The organism is Rhodococcus sp. 14-1411-2a (assembly GCF_002259485.1).
Lineage (GTDB): Bacteria > Actinomycetota > Actinomycetes > Mycobacteriales > Mycobacteriaceae > Rhodococcoides.
This window is the reverse complement of the sequence record NZ_NPGA01000012.1, coordinates 122680-139747: the sequence shown is the minus strand read 5'-3', so window position 1 is coordinate 139747 and position 17068 is coordinate 122680. Positions and strand designations below refer to the sequence as shown.

At 62.9% G+C, this 17068-nt stretch carries 23 protein-coding genes, 1 pseudogene and 1 riboswitch; of the genes and pseudogenes, 12 read left to right on the top strand and 12 right to left on the bottom strand.

Features of this window, described 5'->3' with window-relative positions; translation table 11 throughout:
- Window positions 1-50: 50 nt before the first annotated feature.
- A complete protein-coding gene (mraY, locus tag CH291_RS10170; RefSeq protein WP_068045417.1) occupies window positions 51-1121 on the top strand; it encodes a phospho-N-acetylmuramoyl-pentapeptide-transferase in 1071 nt (356 codons plus the stop codon).
- 14 nt (window positions 1122-1135) lie between these two features.
- Window positions 1136-1348 (top strand): oxidoreductase, encoded by a 213-nt coding sequence (locus CH291_RS10165; protein ID WP_068045421.1) that lies wholly within the window; start codon window positions 1136-1138, stop codon window positions 1346-1348.
- Between the two features lie 6 nt (window positions 1349-1354).
- Here CH291_RS10165 and CH291_RS10160 read toward each other — a convergent pair whose 3' ends face one another.
- Window positions 1355-1999, bottom strand: a complete 645-nt coding sequence (locus CH291_RS10160; RefSeq protein WP_143545911.1) for a hypothetical protein — start codon at window positions 1997-1999, stop codon at window positions 1355-1357.
- 80 nt (window positions 2000-2079) lie between these two features.
- On the opposite strand from CH291_RS10160, the gene CH291_RS10155 reads away from it, so the two are divergent.
- A complete protein-coding gene (locus tag CH291_RS10155; RefSeq protein ID WP_094669444.1) occupies window positions 2080-2529 on the top strand; it encodes a MarR family winged helix-turn-helix transcriptional regulator in 450 nt (149 codons plus the stop codon).
- A 48-nt stretch (window positions 2530-2577) separates the two neighbouring features.
- Here CH291_RS10155 and CH291_RS10150 read toward each other — a convergent pair whose 3' ends face one another.
- Both CH291_RS10150 and CH291_RS10145 read right to left on the bottom strand, forming a co-directional pair.
- Window positions 2578-2820: a hypothetical protein gene (locus tag CH291_RS10150; protein ID WP_068045429.1), complete on the bottom strand. Its 243-nt coding sequence runs from the start codon at window positions 2818-2820 to the stop codon at window positions 2578-2580.
- A complete protein-coding gene (locus CH291_RS10145) occupies window positions 2813-3538 on the bottom strand; it encodes an HAD-IA family hydrolase (protein ID WP_068045431.1) in 726 nt (241 codons plus the stop codon). The genes CH291_RS10150 and CH291_RS10145 overlap by 8 nt, the downstream gene beginning before the upstream one ends.
- A 253-nt stretch (window positions 3539-3791) precedes the next feature.
- Between CH291_RS10145 and CH291_RS10140 the strand changes: the two genes are divergently transcribed.
- Entirely contained in the window at window positions 3792-4166 is a 375-nt protein-coding gene (locus CH291_RS10140) for a cupin domain-containing protein (RefSeq protein ID WP_094669441.1), read from the top strand.
- Window positions 4167-4219: 53 nt separating this feature from the next.
- Window positions 4220-4627, top strand: coding sequence for a GNAT family N-acetyltransferase (locus CH291_RS27400; protein ID WP_373455123.1), 408 nt, complete (start codon window positions 4220-4222; stop codon window positions 4625-4627).
- Here CH291_RS27400 and CH291_RS10130 read toward each other — a convergent pair.
- Both CH291_RS10130 and CH291_RS10125 read right to left on the bottom strand, forming a co-directional pair.
- On the bottom strand, window positions 4572-4898 hold the full coding sequence (locus CH291_RS10130) for an aldo/keto reductase (RefSeq protein ID WP_143545910.1): 327 nt from the start codon (window positions 4896-4898) through the stop codon (window positions 4572-4574). The genes CH291_RS27400 and CH291_RS10130 overlap by 56 nt on opposite strands.
- Window positions 4895-5134, bottom strand: coding sequence for a hypothetical protein (locus CH291_RS10125; RefSeq protein ID WP_179276501.1), 240 nt, complete (start codon window positions 5132-5134; stop codon window positions 4895-4897). The genes CH291_RS10130 and CH291_RS10125 overlap by 4 nt, the downstream gene beginning before the upstream one ends.
- Before the next feature lie 109 nt (window positions 5135-5243).
- On the opposite strand from CH291_RS10125, the gene CH291_RS10120 reads away from it, so the two are divergent.
- Window positions 5244-6113, top strand: a complete 870-nt coding sequence (locus tag CH291_RS10120) for an AraC family transcriptional regulator (protein ID WP_094687368.1) — start codon at window positions 5244-5246, stop codon at window positions 6111-6113.
- A 107-nt stretch (window positions 6114-6220) separates the two neighbouring features.
- On the opposite strand, the gene CH291_RS10115 is transcribed toward CH291_RS10120, so the two are convergent.
- Window positions 6221-6652: a PPOX class F420-dependent oxidoreductase gene (locus CH291_RS10115; protein WP_094687367.1), complete on the bottom strand. Its 432-nt coding sequence runs from the start codon at window positions 6650-6652 to the stop codon at window positions 6221-6223.
- Window positions 6649-7128, bottom strand: a complete 480-nt coding sequence (locus tag CH291_RS10110; protein ID WP_218829022.1) for a tetratricopeptide repeat protein — start codon at window positions 7126-7128, stop codon at window positions 6649-6651. Before CH291_RS10110 ends, CH291_RS10115 begins: the two co-directional genes overlap by 4 nt.
- A 105-nt stretch (window positions 7129-7233) precedes the next feature.
- On the opposite strand from CH291_RS10110, the gene CH291_RS10105 reads away from it, so the two are divergent.
- From CH291_RS10105 to CH291_RS10095, 4 genes and pseudogenes are all read left to right on the top strand, one after another.
- Complete coding sequence (locus tag CH291_RS10105) at window positions 7234-8136, top strand: LysR family transcriptional regulator (RefSeq protein WP_094669436.1); 903 nt, start codon at window positions 7234-7236, stop codon at window positions 8134-8136.
- Window positions 8137-8250: 114 nt separating this feature from the next.
- On the top strand, window positions 8251-9360 hold the full coding sequence (locus CH291_RS10100) for an isocitrate/isopropylmalate dehydrogenase family protein (RefSeq protein ID WP_068045460.1): 1110 nt from the start codon (window positions 8251-8253) through the stop codon (window positions 9358-9360).
- A 3-nt stretch (window positions 9361-9363) separates the two neighbouring features.
- Window positions 9364-9657, top strand: coding sequence for an SLC13 family permease (locus tag CH291_RS27395; protein WP_218829021.1), 294 nt, complete (start codon window positions 9364-9366; stop codon window positions 9655-9657).
- A 12-nt stretch (window positions 9658-9669) separates the two neighbouring features.
- Window positions 9670-10680 (top strand): annotated as a pseudogene (locus tag CH291_RS10095) (citrate:proton symporter); the annotation flags it as partial.
- Window position 10681: 1 nt separating this feature from the next.
- On the opposite strand, the gene CH291_RS10090 reads toward CH291_RS10095, so the two are convergent.
- The gene (locus CH291_RS10090) at window positions 10682-11050 is read right to left on the bottom strand and encodes a glyoxalase (protein ID WP_094687366.1); all 369 of its coding nucleotides are present in this window, start codon (window positions 11048-11050) and stop codon (window positions 10682-10684) included.
- Between the two features lie 60 nt (window positions 11051-11110).
- Between CH291_RS10090 and CH291_RS10085 the strand changes: the two genes are divergently transcribed.
- Complete coding sequence (locus CH291_RS10085) at window positions 11111-11581, top strand: nuclear transport factor 2 family protein (RefSeq protein ID WP_143536544.1); 471 nt, start codon at window positions 11111-11113, stop codon at window positions 11579-11581.
- A 79-nt stretch (window positions 11582-11660) separates the two neighbouring features.
- Here the strand turns inward: CH291_RS10085 and CH291_RS10080 are convergent, their stop codons facing one another.
- From CH291_RS10080 to CH291_RS10065, 4 genes are all read right to left on the bottom strand, one after another.
- A complete protein-coding gene (locus tag CH291_RS10080; protein WP_094687365.1) occupies window positions 11661-12449 on the bottom strand; it encodes an ABC transporter ATP-binding protein in 789 nt (262 codons plus the stop codon).
- The gene (locus CH291_RS10075; RefSeq protein WP_094687364.1) at window positions 12446-13471 is read right to left on the bottom strand and encodes a FecCD family ABC transporter permease; all 1026 of its coding nucleotides are present in this window, start codon (window positions 13469-13471) and stop codon (window positions 12446-12448) included. Before CH291_RS10075 ends, CH291_RS10080 begins: the two co-directional genes overlap by 4 nt.
- Window positions 13468-14496: an ABC transporter substrate-binding protein gene (locus tag CH291_RS10070; RefSeq protein WP_094687363.1), complete on the bottom strand. Its 1029-nt coding sequence runs from the start codon at window positions 14494-14496 to the stop codon at window positions 13468-13470. Before CH291_RS10070 ends, CH291_RS10075 begins: the two co-directional genes overlap by 4 nt.
- A 19-nt stretch (window positions 14497-14515) precedes the next feature.
- Window positions 14516-14630, bottom strand: a riboswitch (cobalamin riboswitch).
- 43 nt (window positions 14631-14673) lie between these two features.
- Window positions 14674-15873 (bottom strand): MFS transporter, encoded by a 1200-nt coding sequence (locus CH291_RS10065; RefSeq protein ID WP_094687362.1) that lies wholly within the window; start codon window positions 15871-15873, stop codon window positions 14674-14676.
- A 47-nt stretch (window positions 15874-15920) separates the two neighbouring features.
- On the opposite strand from CH291_RS10065, the gene CH291_RS10060 reads away from it, so the two are divergent.
- Window positions 15921-16985, top strand: coding sequence for a LacI family DNA-binding transcriptional regulator (locus tag CH291_RS10060; RefSeq protein WP_256980794.1), 1065 nt, complete (start codon window positions 15921-15923; stop codon window positions 16983-16985).
- Window positions 16986-17068: the final 83 nt, after the last annotated feature.

The following is a 17068-nucleotide window of genomic DNA, read 5'->3' as shown; positions in this document are numbered from 1 at the left end:
AAGCATCGTGGTGGGGAACAGCAGCACAGAGGAAGAGTGGGCTTCAACGCATGATCAACATTCTCGTCGCCGGTGGAATCGCGTTGGCGGTCTCGATTCTGTTGACTCCATTCCTCATCGCACTGTTCACCCGGCAGGGCTTCGGCCAGGAGATCCGCGTCGAAGGCCCGGCAAGTCACCACGCCAAGCGCGGAACGCCGACGATGGGCGGCGTCGCGATCATCGTCGGTTTGTGGGCCGGTTACCTGGGCTCGCACCTCGTCGCAATGGGTGGTGACGGGCCCTCGGCGTCGGCACTGTTGATTCTCGGTCTCGCGACGGCACTCGGCGTCGTCGGATTCCTCGACGACTACATCAAGCTCCGCATGAAACGAAGCCTCGGACTCAAGGCGACCGGCAAGTACGTCGGGCAGATCAGTGCAGCGGTGATCTTCGCGGTACTGGCGCTGCAGTTCCGTAATGGGAACGGGCTGACTCCGGGCAACGTCGAACTGTCGCTGGTACGCCAATCCACGTTCTTCACCATGGCCCCGATCGTCTTCGTTCTGTTCTGTGTCTTCCTCGTCGTCGCGTGGTCCAACGCGGTCAATCTCACCGACGGGCTCGACGGTTTGGCGGCGGGGTCGATGACGCTCGTCCTCGGCGCGTACACGGTGATGACGTTCTGGCAGTACCGGCAGTCCTGCGCGACCAATTCGGTCGCCGGCTGCTATCAGGTACGCGATCCGCTCGACCTCGCCGTCGTCTGCGCTGCGGCCGCGGGTGCCTGCATCGGATTCCTCTGGTGGAACGCGGCTCCGGCCAAGATCTTCATGGGCGACACCGGCTCACTCGCCCTCGGCGGACTCCTCGCCGGCCTGTCGATCGTGAGCAAGACCGAACTGATCGCCCTCGTCTTCGGAGCCCTGTTCGTCGCCGAGAGTGCCTCCGTCGTCATCCAGGTCGCGTCGTTCAAGAGCACCGGCAAGCGGCCGTTCCGAATGGCCCCGATCCACCACCACTTCGAACTGGCCGGGTGGGCCGAGACGACGGTCATCATCCGACTGTGGCTGTTCGCGGCCATCGCGTCGGCACTGGGACTCGGATTGTTCTACAGCGAATTCCTCGCAGCCGTCGGCTGACCTACGATTCTGGGATGACTGAAGAACTGTCTCCGGTTGCCAAGGTCGACGCTCTGGCCGCCGAACTCGAACAACTCGATGCTCGACGCGTCGCCATCGGAGTCGAACTCGTCAACCTCCAATTCGGCCTCGACGGAGACGCCAAAATCCGTGCGACCGAGGTTTTTCACAGCGACTACCTGGGACGACTGTTCACCTTGGTCGACGAACTCCGCACCGACGAATAGGACTCGCTACACAGCGTCCTGATCCGAACGCGACACCACGGTCAGGCGAAAATCTCTGAGTGACAGCGTGAGTGCGGCCAACGCTGCAATCGCTACTCCACCGATCGGAAACACCAGCCACGGATCGCCGATGGTGGGGGTGAAGGTCGATGTGACAAGGTCGTCGCCGAGATACGGCACAAACACTGCGTCGGTCGCATACGTTTCGGCCATGTAGGCGTCCGTCGCTGTCCAGCCGAAGTCGGCTGCAGGAGGCGAGTTGATCTCGATACTCCACGGATGCTCCCACGACCAATCCCACGCGGCTTCGGTTGGTTGCGGTGGCCAGTGCGTCCAGGCGAGTGCACTGCCCGCTCCCAGTGCCGCGCCCACGACGATCAACAACACGAACAGGTGTACGCGGCTGTGCTGCCGATCCTGAACGATGCGCAGACCCGAATCGACGAGGAACGAGGCAGCCACGAGACCGATTGCTACCCCTGCTGCGACGAGATAGAGCGTCACGGGAAACCAACTCGGGCGGGCGTGGGTCACGCCCAGTTCCTGCGGATCGGCTACGGCGACATGCCACACCACCGCTGCGGCAGCACCTATCGACGCTCCGACGGCGGCCAGCACTGCCACGAGCGCTTTACCGGATGGCCTGTCCACGATCGGGACTCTACTCATGGCCTGTCCGGTCCATTCGAGTACTTGACCTGAAGCTTTGTCGAGGTTCTATCGTCGCTTTCATGAACACACTGAGACCCATGCAGCCACCCGAACTTCAGCCCATCGGATTCTGGACCGCACGCGCTGGCGACGCCATTCGAAATCGGATCCGCGCAGCACTGGCCGAGGTCGGTGTCAGCCAACCTGAATGGTGGCTTCTGCACCAGATCTCGCTGCATCCCGCGGGGGCCGATCGCGCCGAGACCGTCGAGAAGATCGGGCACAACGACACGCCGGAAGCAATCGTCGAGGCCATCGCGTCTGCACGGGACAAGGGTTGGATCATCGAATCGAATTTGCGCCTGACGTTCACCCCGAAAGGTGAAGCACAATTTCGGCGAGCCGCAGACGTTCAACAGATGCTGCAGGACGAACGCATGCAGGGAATCGGACAGGACGAGTACGTCACCACTATTCGAGTGTTGCAGCGAACGATCCAGAACGTCGGAGGCGACGCCTGGCATTGGTGACGGCACCAAAGCCAGGGGCGAATGTCGTTCGCCTACAACAGCCTCCGGTCAGCGCATCCGTGACACTCTTGAAATCACAATGCCGACAACCAATCCGAGTACCGCGCCCAGAGCAGGCAAACCGACGACGAGGGTGGCCAACTGCCCAGGCATACCCAGGAACTCCGAATACTGCGAATCGCCGCCCACGAATGCGTAATTGACTCGACGCGGCGCGGCGTCCCACAGGACGATACCGATCGACGCGATCAGCCCGAGTGAGAAGCCGATGAAGGTAGAGACCTTACGCATCCGAGCGCGCCTCGCGGGCCGCTGCGGCGAAAGCGGCCATACTCGGGAACTTCATGTCGACACTGTGTTCCTCGGATGGCTCCGGCGTTGCTCCCCAGCCGGGGCGATCGTGCCGCCGATCGATCCACACCGACGGGATGCCATGGCGCTTGGCAGGCACGTGATCGTGGAACAGACTCTGCGCGACGTGGAGTAGTCGTGATCGTGGGACACCCAACGTCTCGAGAAGTCCGTCGAGCGCGTCGAAGTGATTGTCCGCCGGCTTGTAGGCCTTGACGTCCTCGGCGGTGACGATGGCGTCGAACTGCACGCCGAGCCGACGGTTGCTCCCTGCGAAGCCGTCGCGATGCACATTGGACAGGATGACGAGCTTGTAGCTCTCGCCGAGGGACGACAACGCGTCGGCCGAGTCCTCGAATGCAGGCCAGTCCGGAACGGAAGCCCCGAGCGTGTCCGCCCACTCGGCCGAGACAGGTATTCCCAGCGTGTCACCGGTCCGCACGAAGGCGTCGGCAAGAATCCGAGGGTACAGAGCAGCGGGTGAATCACGCTGTGCCTGAGATTCGTTGATGCCGTAGACCGCAAGCAGTTCGTCGTCGGACAACGGCGAACCGGCTTCCTTTGCCCATGGCCTGAGCACCTCGAGGATGCCGGTTTCCCAATCGATCAGTGTTCCGTAGCAATCGAAGCTCAGGACGTCGTAGTCGGCGAGATTCATGTGGCCGGGCCTCCTTGCGAAAATTCGATGGCGGCCGATTCTTCGTGCCGATACCGTCTGCAGGTCATGAGCATCGTACTGCCCGTCATCTGCCCTCGCTTGTCCGGCTGTCGATGCGGACGCTGACCGACCGGCAAGCAAATCTACTGCGCGACAGAGTCTATCGGGCTGTTCACGTCGGTCCTGTATCCGAGCTGATCGACGGTAGAGTTCATCGCGACAGTCGATCGGCTGACGATGAAAGGCAGAACCCATGAATATGGGCAGGGACGACGAGGTGCGCAACGTCGTCGAAGCGCTGAACACGATCGAGAAGCCCTGGCAGCCTCACCGACTGGCCAGCATCAACGATTACGACGTCAAGGTGGTGAAGCTGCTCGGCGAATTCGTCTGGCACACACACCCCGACACCGACGAGATGTTCTTCGTCCACAGCGGAGAACTCACCATCCAGCTTCGCGACCGCGATGTCGTTCTCGGTCCCGGTGACGTCTTTGTGGTCCCAGCGGGCGTCGAACACTGCCCCGAAGCCGTCGAAGAAGTCTCTGCACTTCTGTTCGAGCGATCAGGCACCGTCAACACCGGCGATGCGGGCGGAGACCTGACCTCGCAGATCCGAGAGTTGTGACACGGATTCTGTTGCGGCCCGCCGTGGGATCCGACGCCGACTTCCTGTTCTCTATGGCATCGAATCCCGACGTCGTTCGATGGGTCGGGGACGGAAAGCCCTGGAGTAGAGAGTATTTCGATAGCCGGTTCTCGCGCGCCCTGAGCGCGAGGGACGCCCGAACGCCGGACGTACAGAGATGGTTCATCGGCACGAACGAGGATCGACACCCCGTCGGTCTGCTCAGCCTGATTCGACGGTCCGACCACTTCGAGGTCGGGTACTGGGTGCATCCGGCCCAGTGGGGTCGTGGCTACGCGGGCGAACTGATCGCTCTTGCGCAGGATCACACGGATGGTCTCCCGATGGCAGCGCGGGTTCACCGGGCGAACAGCGCCTCGCGTCGGGTGCTCGAGCGCGCCGGGTTCACACTGGTCGACGACGGTGATCCCATGACCTTCCGGTCTCCTCCGAGGCAGTGATTTCGGCTCGCCAGGTCCTGATGGGACGTGGCCGAACCGTAGTGCGGCCGGTCGTGACGCCCCGCACCATGGGTCGCATCAGGAACTCGTGCGGGAACCCGAGGTCGACAGCGCTGGCTGCGTACAGTATGTCGAGTTGGTATTCCTCGAAGGTGACGTCGAGGGCAGAGATGTTCTGCTGCAGTTGTTCCGGAGTACGTGCGCCGATCAACGAGCTGACGACGGACGGATGCCGAAGCGTCCACGCCAACGCCATCTGAGCAGGAGTCACGTCGAGTTGGCGAGCGAACCCCGACAACCGTGTCCGCGATCGCGAGCCCCCGCGCAGTCAGCGTTTCCGCTCGACCTCGCATGATCGCGTCGAGTACCCGCCGGCGCATCGGAACCCGGCACCGCGAGGTCCGCCGCGGTGTACTTGCCGGTCAGCACTCCACCGCCCAGCGGTGCCCAGGGAATGACGCGTCTGCGATCGATGAACTCGACCGCCTGCGCTCTCGTCAACGGCACCGGCACCTTCGCACCATCTGAATCCGACCTTTCGCGGCACGGGAAGTCGAGACTCCGGTGATGCACTGCTCCTATCGTTTGGGACAGAACGAAGGAAGGTCACCGGCACATGCTCGAACGATGGAACGCGGCACTCGACCACATCGAGAACAATCTCGACCGCGAGATCGATGCGGGGGAGCTCGCTCGCATCACGCTGACATCCGAATACCACTTCAGACGCGTGTTCTCGGCACTGGCTGGATTGCCTCTGTCGCACTACATCCGGCAACGCCGCATGACATTGGCAGCAGCAGACATTCTCGACGGTACAGCGGTGCTCGACGTCGCGACCAAATACGGCTACACGGCAGACGCATTCACCCGCGCCTTCCGAGACCTACACGGCATCACGCCATCTCAGGCCCGCCGACCCGGAGCAGTCCTTCGTTCCAGACAAGCCGTGACATTTCACCTGACCATCGAAGGACGAAGCACCATGCGATACCGCATCACCGAACTGCCGGCATTTCACATCGTCGGCAAATCCACCCGAATCCCACTGCGGTTCCGCGGCGAGAACACCGCAATGACCGAATTCCACCGTAGCCTCGCCCCTGGCACCGGGGAAAAACTACTCGAACTGGCAGACCTGCCCGAACTTCCTGACATCCTCTTCGTCAGCGACGGCTTCGAACCCGAACGCGAAGACGGCAGCCTCTTCGACTACTACTTTGCCGTTGCAAGCACTTCGGCTGAAACATCCGACTGGGACACCCTCTCAGTGTCCGCATCGACCTGGGCGGTATTCGAGACGAGCAGCGACACCGCACTCGCCCCCGCACTCCAACAACTCTGGGCCGACGCCTTCAGCGAATGGTTCCCCTCCAACCCCTACGAAACAACCCCGGGACCGGAAATCCTGACCGTCAAAGAAGCCTCCCCCGACTGGACCTCGGGAGCGGGAGAACTCTGGATTCCAGTCCAACGAAGCCACTAGCCGTCCCTCGCTCCTCCCCTCTCGTCGCGGCCCACCATGTTCACTCAATGTGACATTCAGTGGCCTTTTCGGGGGTCAATGTCACATCGAGTGGACTGGATCAGGTGTCAGGCGATCGATTGGCCGTAGACGTGTGTCACCGAGATGGTCACCAGTACTCGTCGGTCGGCGACCATGACGGCTCGGTATTCGTTCCAATCGGGGTGCTCGCCGGCGGCGGCGCGGAAGTAGTCCACCAGGGCATCGACTTCGGGGCTGTCGGGTGACGATCCCGGGCCGGTGAGGGTGACGGTTCCTTCCGCTGTCGCCCATGCTGTGCCGTCGGCACTGGTCACTTCGAGCGCGGCGCGAGGGTCTCGACGTAGATTCGCCGTCTTCGCTCGCCCTTCGGTGACCGAGATCGTGATGGTGCCGGCTGCCCGGTCGTAGAACGGCGTCACCGGTGACAGCTGCGGTAATCCGCTGGACTTGATGGTGGCCAGCACGCCGATTCTGCTCTGCTCGAGAAGGTCGTGTGGGTCGAAGGCGCTCGCGGTCATGGCTTCTCCTCGGGTCGAGTGGACAGGTCGGCGGCGTAAGCCCCGACTGCTCGCCGATATTTGCCGAGCACCGGTTCCGCTGCCTGCAACGCGTTACGTAGTGCGAGTTCGTGTTCTCCCAGGTCCCAGAATGCCAGGGCAATGAATGCGTCACGCGCAGCGACGTATTCGTTCGAGAACTCGGCATCCTGCAGCACCTGCACTGCTTCGTGAGGACGCCCGACGTTGCGCAACGAGCTCGCAAGTTGGATACGAGCCTGGTGCTCCCTGTCTGTATCCAGCCCGGCCGACAGGGACGCTTCGTACAACGGCACCGCCGCCTCTTCGTCGCCCAGAAAGTCCTCCAGCGACGCACGCTCGAACAGCACGCGAGCATCCGAGTACGACGCGATCGCAAGCAGATGGTCCAACTGAATTCGCATCCGCAGTGGATCGGAGTCGTCCGCGTTACGCCAGAACGCCGCTAGCGGGTCCACGATGCGTCCCGCTGCTGCAGCTCGTTCGTCGAGTGCACCGTACCTACTCGAACAGGTGCTGTCGTCACGCTCTCCATCGTCGCAGACCCGGCCTAGTCTCGACGGATGGATGTGGAGCTGTCACTGCTCAAGCTACTGGTGGAGATCGACCGTTGCGGGTCCATGACGGCCGCGGCCGAACGGCTCACGTACACCCCATCGGCGGTGTCCCAGCAGGTCAAACGACTCGAGGCCGTCGTCGGCACGCCCGTCCTCGAGCGACATGCGCGTGGAGTGCGACTCACCGAAGCCGGTCGTCTCGTGGCCGGGCGAGCTGCGGCCATCGACACGCAATTGTCGGCCCTGCGCGCCGATCTCGACGATCTGCTCGATGCGCGCAGTGGCAACATCACCCTCGGCGTCTTCCCTTCCTTCGCTGCGTCCCTCCTACCGGACGTCATGGCCGCATTCCGCTCGGCGCACCCGGGTATCGACCTGCGAATACGGTCGTCGAGGCTGCGCGACCTGCACGCCATGCTGCTGGGCCGTGAAGTCGACCTGTCCCTGGCATGGGACTACCCGGAATTGCCGATGGTGGTCGACGATGTCGAGACCGAAGTCATCGCCGACGACGCCACCGTCCTTCTGGTTCCAGCGGGTTGGTCGCGCAGAGGTCCGCTCCTCCTCGAATCACTCGAAGACGAACAGTGGATCGTCCGCGCATCGCAGCATTCCATCACCACGATGTTCCGATCAGCCTGCCTCAAAGCTGGTTTCGAGCCGAAGGTACTGGTCGAGTCCAACGACTACATGGAATCTCAGGCAATGGTTGCTGCAGGGCTGGGACTCACCGTGGCACCGTCCATGACCACTCGATACCTCCGCGAAGGCGTCGAGTCCATTGCCTTGAACGAGTTGTCCCGGCGACGAATCCTGCTGTGCCGCCTCGGACATCGGACGCCGTCCCCTGCATCGGATGCCATGCGAGCCGTGCTCGTCACGCTCTTCTTAGCTGTGAATTCTACTTAATTCTTATGTAAGAAATGATCTCTGGTCTTCACGCTGATCAAGCGGCAAGGTATGCCACAGGTCACAACGGTGGCCTAGTCCGCAACGGTGCGGACGTGAACACCTGGAGACATCGTGACTACCGGACACCCAGCCCACGACCCTGACAACACCGTCGAACTGGTGGTTCTCGCCGGCGACGGCATCGGTCCCGAAATCAGCGCGGCGACGGCCTCGGTTGTCGAAAGAGCTCTCGGACAACACGGGATCACCGCCTGCTTCACCGACGGAACCATCGGTTTCGACGCGCTTCACGCATCGGGGACAACGATGCCCGACGCCATCGTCGACCTCTCACGTGCAGCCGACGGCGTCATCCTCGGCCCTGTCTCGCACCTGGACTACCCACCGACTTCGGAGGGTGGCGTCAACCCATCGGGAATTTTGAGGCGAAAGTTGGATCTCTACGCCAACATTCGTCCCGCCAGGACCGTCCCGGCCCTGCCGAATCCGCTCGGCAAGAGCTTCGACCTGGTGATCGCCCGGGAGAATACCGAAGGTTTCTACGCCGACCGCACCATGTTTGCTGGTGGCGGTGAGTTCATGCCCACCGCGGACCTGGCGCTTGCCATACGAAAGGTGACTCGTCACGGTTCCGAACGCATCGTGCGTCGAGCGTTCGAGCTGGCACGGACTCGTCGATCGAAAGTCACTGTGGTGCACAAGGCCAACGTCCTCAGGCTGAGCGACGGACTGTTCCTAGAGGCGGCCAGGGCCGTCCGACAGCACTTCCCCGACGTCGACTACGAAGAGCTCCTGGTCGATGCAGTCGCCGCGCTGCTCATTCGTCGACCGGAGTCCTTCGACGTCATCGCCACCACCAATATGTTCGGGGACATCCTGTCCGACGAGGCAACCGAACTCTCGGGCAGCTTGGGGCTGGCGGCATCACTCAATGTCGGTGACACGCATGCCGTCGCGCAAGCCCAACACGGCTCGGCTCCGGACATTGCGGGCCAGGGCATTGCCAATCCGGCGTCGTTGATCGGCTCCGCCGCAATGCTTCTGAACTGGATAGGACAACGCCGCGGCGACGCACGATTGACCGCAGCAGGCCAATCCATTCATCGAGCCGTCGACAGCGCCGTTGGCAGTCCCGAGACCCGCACGGCGGACTTGCACGGGTCCGCAACCACCCAGCGTTTCACGCAAGCGGTGATCGAGCACATCGAATCGGAGCGCTGAATCATGTTGGCACTTCTCGGATTCGTCTCTCTTGCATCCTTCATGCTGGTGGTCATCAAGAAATGGGCGATCGCCCTGGTTGCCGTCGTCACCATCCCCATCGTGGTCCTGTTGATCAGTGGACAGGGGGCAGCACTTCCGGACATGGTGGCGGAGGGCATCGAAACCGTCGCTCCCACCGCAATTCTTCTACTGTTTGCGGTTCTGTACTTCGGAATCATGATGGATGCCAAACTGTTCGACCCCATTTCACGCGGAATCATCCGATTGTCCGGTGGAGATCCCGTCAAAATCTGAGTCGGCACAGCAGTTCTCGCACTTCTCGTCGCACTCGACGGTGACGGCACGACGTCGTACATGATCATTTGCTCTGCGTTTCTCCCGATCTATCGAAAACTCGGAATCAATCCGCTGGTGATCGCCACGATCGCGACGATGGCTCTCGGGACCATATCCGGCACCACCCCGTGGGGTGGGGCTGCGACCCGGGCGATCAGCGTATTGCAGATCGACGCCACCGACTACTTCGTGCACATGTTGCCGGCAATGCTGCTGATGTCAGCGGCTATCGTCGGGCTTGCATATCTGTTGGGCCGCAGCGCACGCAAGAAGATTTCCCCGGAACGCATCGCCGAAGTCACCGCGCACGTGTCCTCCGGCGCGCACAAGGAGGGCTCGGATGGAACACTCCTGACGAAGGCAACCTGGCGAACCTGGGTGAATGCAGCACTCACGGTCACCCTGCTGGTGCTGCTGGTGTTGGGAGTGGCAGACCTACTGGTGCTCTTCATGCTCGGTTTCATCATCGTGCTGATCGTCAACCACCCCAAGCCCTCCGATCAGGGCGACGTGATCCGATCGCATGCTGCCAACGCCGTCCCCGTCGTCATACTGGTCCTCGGTGCCGGCGTATTCACCGGCATCCTCACCGAGACCGGTATGACCACCGCCATGGCCGACGCGCTGATCTCACTGATTCCGGACGGTTCCGAAGGCATGATCCCTGCCGCAGCCGCGCTGATCGGAATCCCGCTGAGCTTCTTCATGGCAAACGACGCCTACTTCTTCGGGATCGTGCCGGTACTCGCGGAATCGGCTGCGCAATATTCCATCCCACCCGAGGAAATGGCTCGCGCTGCGGTGATCGGCCAGATGGCCCACTCGATCGGACCCGCATCGGCACCGTTGTGGGTGCTGCTCGGCCTGGTGCGTGCCTCGTTGGGCGACTTCCAACGCTTCGCATTCCTGTGGGTGCTGGCCGCGTCGCTGATGTATATCGGCTTCGCAATACTGACCGGTGCCATCACGGTAGGTCTGTGAATTACAGTGCTGCTACGAATTCGATCCGATTGCCCACGCCGTCGCTGGTATGGAACCGTCGTCGGCCCGGGATCTCCTCAGGGTCGGCCCAATTCACTGGGTAGCCGGCAGATGTCAACGCCGCAGCAGTCGCATCGACATCGACGACGAATGCCGGGTGCGCCTTCAGCGCCGGGCGAAAGTCGTTCTCGATGCCGACATGTACCTCGCCATCTGGGCCGCCCACTCCCGGCACGCAAAACCAACAGCCGCCGCGGACCGCCAACAGCGGCGGCTTCGCGATCTCTTGCCAGCCGAGAGCACCAGAGTAGAACTCCCGCTCGCGGTCTTCGCCGCCCGCCGGACAAGCGACTTGCACGTGGTGAATCATCGAACGAACGTACCGCCATCTCGATTGACACGCCGGTGAACGGTAGGCAAACGTATGGGCATGCAACTGAGATTTCTGGCCGGCATCTCGACGGCCTTCGCATTCAAGCTCCTGCTGATGCGAGCGCTGACACTCAAGCTGCAGCGAGACATCGAAGCACTGAACAACGGCAACTACCGCCCGCTCCTGTCGTCCTTTCATCGAGACGCAGTGCTCAAGTTCGCCGATGGTGACAGCCGCTGGTCGGGCACACACCGCGGCCGCCCGGCCATCGAAAAATTCTTCCAGGACTTCGTCGCTGCCGGAATCAAAGGCCAGATCACCGAAATCTACAGCGGCGGCGCACCCTGGCGTATGACCCTGCTCGCCCGCTTCGACGACCAGGCCCACGCAGCCGACGGCACCCAGATCTACAACAACCGCACAGTGCTGCTGGTCCGCACGAGCTGGGGAAAAATCATCTCGCAAGAAGACTTCTTCGAGGACACCACACGCCTCGACGCATTCGAGAAGAAACTGCGGCAACTCTAAATTTGCCCGGCATTCGGCTCGGTGCATCACTTCCGCCGGTACTCGATGTGACATCCAGTGGCCTTTTCGGGGGTCAATGTCACATCGAGTGGACCCCAGGGGAAGAAGGGGCGGGGCGGCGATAGGTCACCTGTGGGTAATTGTCGGCATTCGTGACGCTGGCGTGCACGTTGTATACCGTGCGCACCAGGTGTTCGGTGATCACTTCGTTCGGGGTTCCCGATGCCACGATGGCACCGTTGTTCAGGACGATGATGCGGTTGCAGAACATGGCGGCGAGGTTGAGGTCGTGGAGGGCGATGTAGCTGCTCAGGGGTAGGCCTGCGACGAGGGTGAGGATGTCGAGTTGGTGTTGGATGTCGAGGTGATTGGTCGGCTCGTCGAGCAGTAGTTCGGTGGGTTGTTGGGCGAGTGCGCGGGCGATCTGGACTCGTTGGCGTTCGCCGCCGGAGAGGGTGTGCCATCGTCGGGTGGCTTTCGATGCCATGGCGGTGTCGGTGAGTGCTCGTGCGATGGCGGCGTCGTCGTCGGATGCGTCGCCGCCGAGGATGCCGTGATGTGGGATGCGGCCTAAGCGGACGACGTCGCGGACGCTGATGTCGACGTCGGTGTCGGAGTGTTGGTCGACCATTGCCACGCGTCTGGCGATGCGTCGTCGACGCAGTGTTCGGAGGTTGTCTCCGTCGAGCAGCACGTCGCCGCTGTCGGGGGCGACGATGCCGGCGAGAATGCGCAGCAGTGAGGATTTGCCCGAGCCGTTGGGGCCGATCAGACCGATGGTCTCGCCGGGTTCCGGCGCGAAGCTGATCCCGTCGAGAATCGGATGCCCACCACGGGTCCACCGAAGGTCTTCGGCGTGCAGTGTCATCGGGACCTCCGTAGCCGAAAGAGAATGAGCGCGAAAGCCGGGACGCCGATGAGTGCGGTGACCACTCCGACGGGAATTTCCTGTGGCGCGAACACCGTTCGGGCGATCGTGTCGACCCAGACCATGAAGATTGCGCCGATCACCACCGTCGTCGGGAGCAGTCTTCGGTGGCGCGCGCCGACGAGGAAGCGGGCGGCATGCGGGAGCACCAGTCCTACGAATCCGATGGCTCCGGCGGCACTGACGAGGGCGGCCGTGATCAGTGCGGTGATGACCAGCAACAGAATTCGGACATATCTCACCGGAACGCCGAGCGATGCGGCCGCGTCGTGCCCGAAAGTGAAGGCATCGAGGGCAGAGGTGTTGAACAGGCACACCACCATTCCCAACAGTGCCACACCGCCGCACAATGCCACGTCTGTCCAGTCGGCACCGCTCAGGGAGCCGAGCAACCAGAACAGCACTCCCCTAGTTTGTTCGGCATCTGCCGAGGAGATGACGATGAACGACGTCAGAGCCGAGAACAGTTGTGTCCCGGCCACTCCCGCGAGTACGACGCGGTCGTTGCCGCCGCCCGCACCTGCGGCGAGCAGCATCACCAGGACGAACGACAACAGCGCTCCGGCGAACGCCCCGGTGGACAGCGACAGCGCGCCGCCGCCTACGCCGAGTACTGCGACGACGACGGCACCGGTGGATGCGCCCGACGAAATACCCAGCACGAACGGGTCGGCCAACGGGTTGCGCAACAGCGATTGCATGATGGCACCGCACAGCGCGAGACCTGCGCCGCAGATGGCCGCGAGCAACGTTCGTGGCAACCTCAACTGCCAGACGATACCGTCCTCGATACGGCTCACTTCGGCCGCGCCGATCCCGATGTGCCCCAGTATCACTCGATACACATCGGATACCGACACACTGGCGGGACCGACCGTCACGGCCACGCCGATCGAGAGCACCAACACCACGAGGCCACCGAGCAGAAGCGGGATCAGCAATCCGCGATCGGTCCGGCTCATGGGGTGGTCGGTCCCCAGTTCTGCAGAGCCGCTGCAACTTTCTCGACCCCGTCGATCGTGCGGATCGATGGGTTGAGGTCGGCACCGTTGACGACGATGTACCGCTTGTCCTCGACGGCGGTGAGCCGACTGGTGACGGAATTCGATTCCAGGAAGGCGATCTTGCTGTCGAGAGCATCACCGGCGATGCTCCGCCGGCTCAGGTCGGCGAGAACGAGCGCGGTGGGATCGCGATCGAGGACGCTTTCCCAATTGACCTGTGGCCATTCGTCGGTGGTGTCGGCGTAGATGTTCTGGGCACCGACGGAGTCGGTGATGATTCCCGACGACCCACAGCATCCGGCCATGTACGGGGTATCGGTGTCGGCGAACCAGTACGCCAACGTCACACCCGAGGCGTCGACGGCTCCCGATGCTTTCGCGAAGCGATCCTGCAGCTCGCCGACAAAGCGTTCGCCGCGATCACGCACGTCGAAGATGGCTGCGAGGTCGCGAATCTCCTGGTAGACGGTCTCGATCTCGAGCGGCGTCGTACGCGCGCCGTCGGAGTTGACACTGTCGTCGGTCTTGCCGTTGCAGTCGGTGGGAGAGAGGTAGCTCGGCACACCGAGCTGCTCGAACTGGTCCCTGTCGGCTACTCCTCCGGGCCCGAGAGTGCCGCCGAACGACGCGGACACGAAGTCGGGCTCGGCGTCGAGCACCACCTCGAGCGAGGGTTTGTTGTCCGCCAACCTGGGCACCTTCGCGTTCTCGGATTCGAGGTTTGCGCGGACGGGGTCGGTCCAGGTGGCGGTGCCGACCATCCGGTCGGCGAGGCCGAGCGAAAGAAGAATTTCGGTCGAACCCTGATTCAACGACACCGCACGCTGAGGCGGGGCGTCGACGACGACGTCGCGGCCGCAATTGTCGATCGTCAGCGGATAGTTTCCGGTGGTCGGGGTGGCCGCGTCGGTTGTCGCAGTAGACGAACAACCGGCGAGAACGAGGATCGAGACAGCGCCTAGGACGGCGAGAGTGGTGCGCATCGTGAAGAGCTTCCTGCTGAGGGCTCGTGTCGCGGAGCCGCGGATGGAGGTGAATCACGACGTCCGAGCATTCGGACTTCGAGCTCTCACCCGTCACCGTTGCGCGCCAGCTCCGGAATTGCACCGGATTCCCTCGTTCGTCGCATGCTGACCCTATCGTGCGGGGGACCTCGACGGTCAGCGTGTCGCTGCGCCCACCGGCTCCTGGGCGTAGCTGCGCGGAAAGGTGGTGCGTGCCAACACGACTACGATCATCGCGGCGGCGACGAGCACCGTCGCAGCAGCCGTGACGGCCACGATGCCGCTGAGGTCGATCACCACGCCGCCCACCAGGGCTCCCGTGGCGATCGCCAACTGGAAGGCAACGACATAGATCGCCGACGCCTTGTCCGCATCAGCCGGCGCCGCTCTGACCACCGCCGATTGGATGCACACCGGGAGGGTGGTGAATGCCAGTCCCCACAAGGCGATCGCACCGACGGCGAACACGGCCAAGCTGCCCGGCGCTCCGATCACGGTGCACCAGAGAACTGCAACCGCAGCGGTCACTGCGCCCAGGGCGGCGATGGTCGAGTACCGAGGCCACCGGTCGTAGGTTCTGCCGATCACCCAGATTCCGATCACTCCGAACAGCCCGTACAACATCAACATCAGAGTCAGAGTGGTGCCGGCCGACCCGATGGCACGGTCGACGATCACCGAGAAATAGGTGTACGCGGCAAAATGACCGAGAACAGCCAGGAACGTCACTGCGCACAGAACGGCCAGGGTGCCGTCGAGCACCCGCGGTGTCTTTTTCGTCTCCGACGCCGCCCGGGTGACCGGTAGTGCCGGGAGGACGAAATAGAGCGCCACCGCGATTGCTGCGGCGACGACACCGAGAATCGTTGCGGCCGTCCGCCATCCGAACCATTGGCCGAGGGCAGCGGTGAGTGGGTTGCCGGCAACCAACGCCAGCGAGGTACCGGCGTACACCGTCGCGATGGCCTTGCCCTGCTTACCCGGTAGCGCAAGCGATGCCGCGACCGGCGCGACGACAGCCCAGAAGACGCCATGCGTTGCCGCGCAGAGCATTCGGGAGATCACCAGCATCGGATATCCGACCGATACCGCCGAGAGGAGTTGCGAGAGTGCCAGTGCGGCAACGGTGATGACGACGAGACGCCGTCGGGGCCACTCACGTACGAACCGGATCAGCGGCATCGTCATCACGGCAACGCCGTACGCGTAGAACGTCAGCAGGAGACCAACGGCGGATTCGCCGACACCGAGGTCGCCGGAGATTTCGGGGAGCAACCCCACGGGCAGTGTTTCCGCAGTGACGTAGATGAATGCGGCTGCGGCGAGCACCAGCAGTTTCGGTAGCGGCGACGACATGCTGTGTATCGTTACACACAATCCGTACAGCGCGCTACAGTGGGCCGGTGAACACTCGGGTGACCATGGCTGACGTCGCAGCGTCCGCGGGCGTGTCCACCATGAGCGTCTCGTACACCTACAACCGACCGAGCCGGGTATCGGCGGCCACACGCGATCGGGTGTACGAGGCAGCCGCCACCCTCGGATACGCCGGTCCCAACCGCACGGCCCGGTCGCTGCGCAGCGGAAGGCACAACAGCATCGGCGTCGTCCTCGGCGAGAAGCTCACCTATGCATTCGAGGATCCCCAGGCTCGACGTTTTCTGTCCGGTATCGCCGAAGCATGTCTGGACGCCGACACCGCGCTGGTCATGCTGCCGAACCTGCACCGCGACACCGACAATGCACGCATCCGAGACGCACAGGTCGACGGGTACGTCGTGTGGACCACCGAGACGGACGACCCCCTGCTCGACGTGCTCGTCGACACCGGCAGGCCGACGTGCATCCAGGGCGGGCCCGACCATCCCGGCCTGAACTGGATCACCATCGACGACCGAGCGGCAGCCGAAACCATTGCCACCGTCGCGTTGAACAGCCGATCTCGCCCTGCCGTCGTCGCTCTCCGGCCCGATACCCGACGCGAATCGACGATCGTGCGTGGCGCGGACGCGTCGGACATTTCGATGCCGGTGACCCGAGCACGTCTCGAAGGCTATCGGGACGCCTGTGTGCAATTCGGACTCGACTGGTCGACGGTTCCGACACTGTTCACCACCGACAACGCCCGCGCAGAAGGCGACCGAGCTGCGCGACTGTTGTTGCAGGACAATGCCATCGACACATTGCTCGTGATGAGCGACGAACTTGCCCTCGGAGTGCTCGACGCCGCGGCCGCATCCGGAATCGACGTTCCGGAGCAACTGGCCGTCACCGGATGGGACGACTCCCCCGCCGCAGCCGACGCCGGATTGACCACCGTCGCGCAGTCGCTGTTCGATCAGGGCCGGTCGGCGGCCCGGTGGGTTCTCGGACTCAGCGACACCGTGGACGATGCGATCTGGAGCATCGAAAGACGATTGTCGACAGGACGCGCAAATGGCCGACAAACCAAGGAGAGCATGATCTAATAGCTCCATAAAAGGGGATGTTCCCTGTTTATGGCGCTGAACCAGACTCGTGGGCTAGTATCGCTCGTGGCTATCCGGCCATG

Coding starts and splice junctions, on each gene's coding strand:
- CH291_RS10140 (WP_094669441.1), top strand. CDS start 3,792: ATGAATATGGGCAGGGACGACGAGGTGCGCAACGTCGTCGAAGCGCTG.
- CH291_RS27400 (WP_373455123.1), top strand. CDS start 4,220: ATGGCATCGAATCCCGACGTCGTTCGATGGGTCGGGGACGGAAAGCCC.
- CH291_RS10075 (WP_094687364.1), bottom strand. CDS start 13,471: ATGAGCCGGACCGATCGCGGATTGCTGATCCCGCTTCTGCTCGGTGGC.
- CH291_RS10080 (WP_094687365.1), bottom strand. CDS start 12,449: ATGACACTGCACGCCGAAGACCTTCGGTGGACCCGTGGTGGGCATCCG.
- CH291_RS10070 (WP_094687363.1), bottom strand. CDS start 14,496: ATGCGCACCACTCTCGCCGTCCTAGGCGCTGTCTCGATCCTCGTTCTC.
- CH291_RS10105 (WP_094669436.1), top strand. CDS start 7,234: ATGGATGTGGAGCTGTCACTGCTCAAGCTACTGGTGGAGATCGACCGT.
- CH291_RS10090 (WP_094687366.1), bottom strand. CDS start 11,050: ATGATTCACCACGTGCAAGTCGCTTGTCCGGCGGGCGGCGAAGACCGC.
- CH291_RS27395 (WP_218829021.1), top strand. CDS start 9,364: ATGTTGGCACTTCTCGGATTCGTCTCTCTTGCATCCTTCATGCTGGTG.
- CH291_RS10155 (WP_094669444.1), top strand. CDS start 2,080: ATGAACACACTGAGACCCATGCAGCCACCCGAACTTCAGCCCATCGGA.
- CH291_RS10065 (WP_094687362.1), bottom strand. CDS start 15,873: ATGTCGTCGCCGCTACCGAAACTGCTGGTGCTCGCCGCAGCCGCATTC.
- CH291_RS10150 (WP_068045429.1), bottom strand. CDS start 2,820: ATGCGTAAGGTCTCTACCTTCATCGGCTTCTCACTCGGGCTGATCGCG.
- CH291_RS10145 (WP_068045431.1), bottom strand. CDS start 3,538: ATGAATCTCGCCGACTACGACGTCCTGAGCTTCGATTGCTACGGAACA.
- mraY (WP_068045417.1), top strand. CDS start 51: ATGATCAACATTCTCGTCGCCGGTGGAATCGCGTTGGCGGTCTCGATT.
- CH291_RS10120 (WP_094687368.1), top strand. CDS start 5,244: ATGCTCGAACGATGGAACGCGGCACTCGACCACATCGAGAACAATCTC.
- CH291_RS10085 (WP_143536544.1), top strand. CDS start 11,111: ATGCAACTGAGATTTCTGGCCGGCATCTCGACGGCCTTCGCATTCAAG.
- CH291_RS10115 (WP_094687367.1), bottom strand. CDS start 6,652: ATGACCGCGAGCGCCTTCGACCCACACGACCTTCTCGAGCAGAGCAGA.
- CH291_RS10165 (WP_068045421.1), top strand. CDS start 1,136: ATGACTGAAGAACTGTCTCCGGTTGCCAAGGTCGACGCTCTGGCCGCC.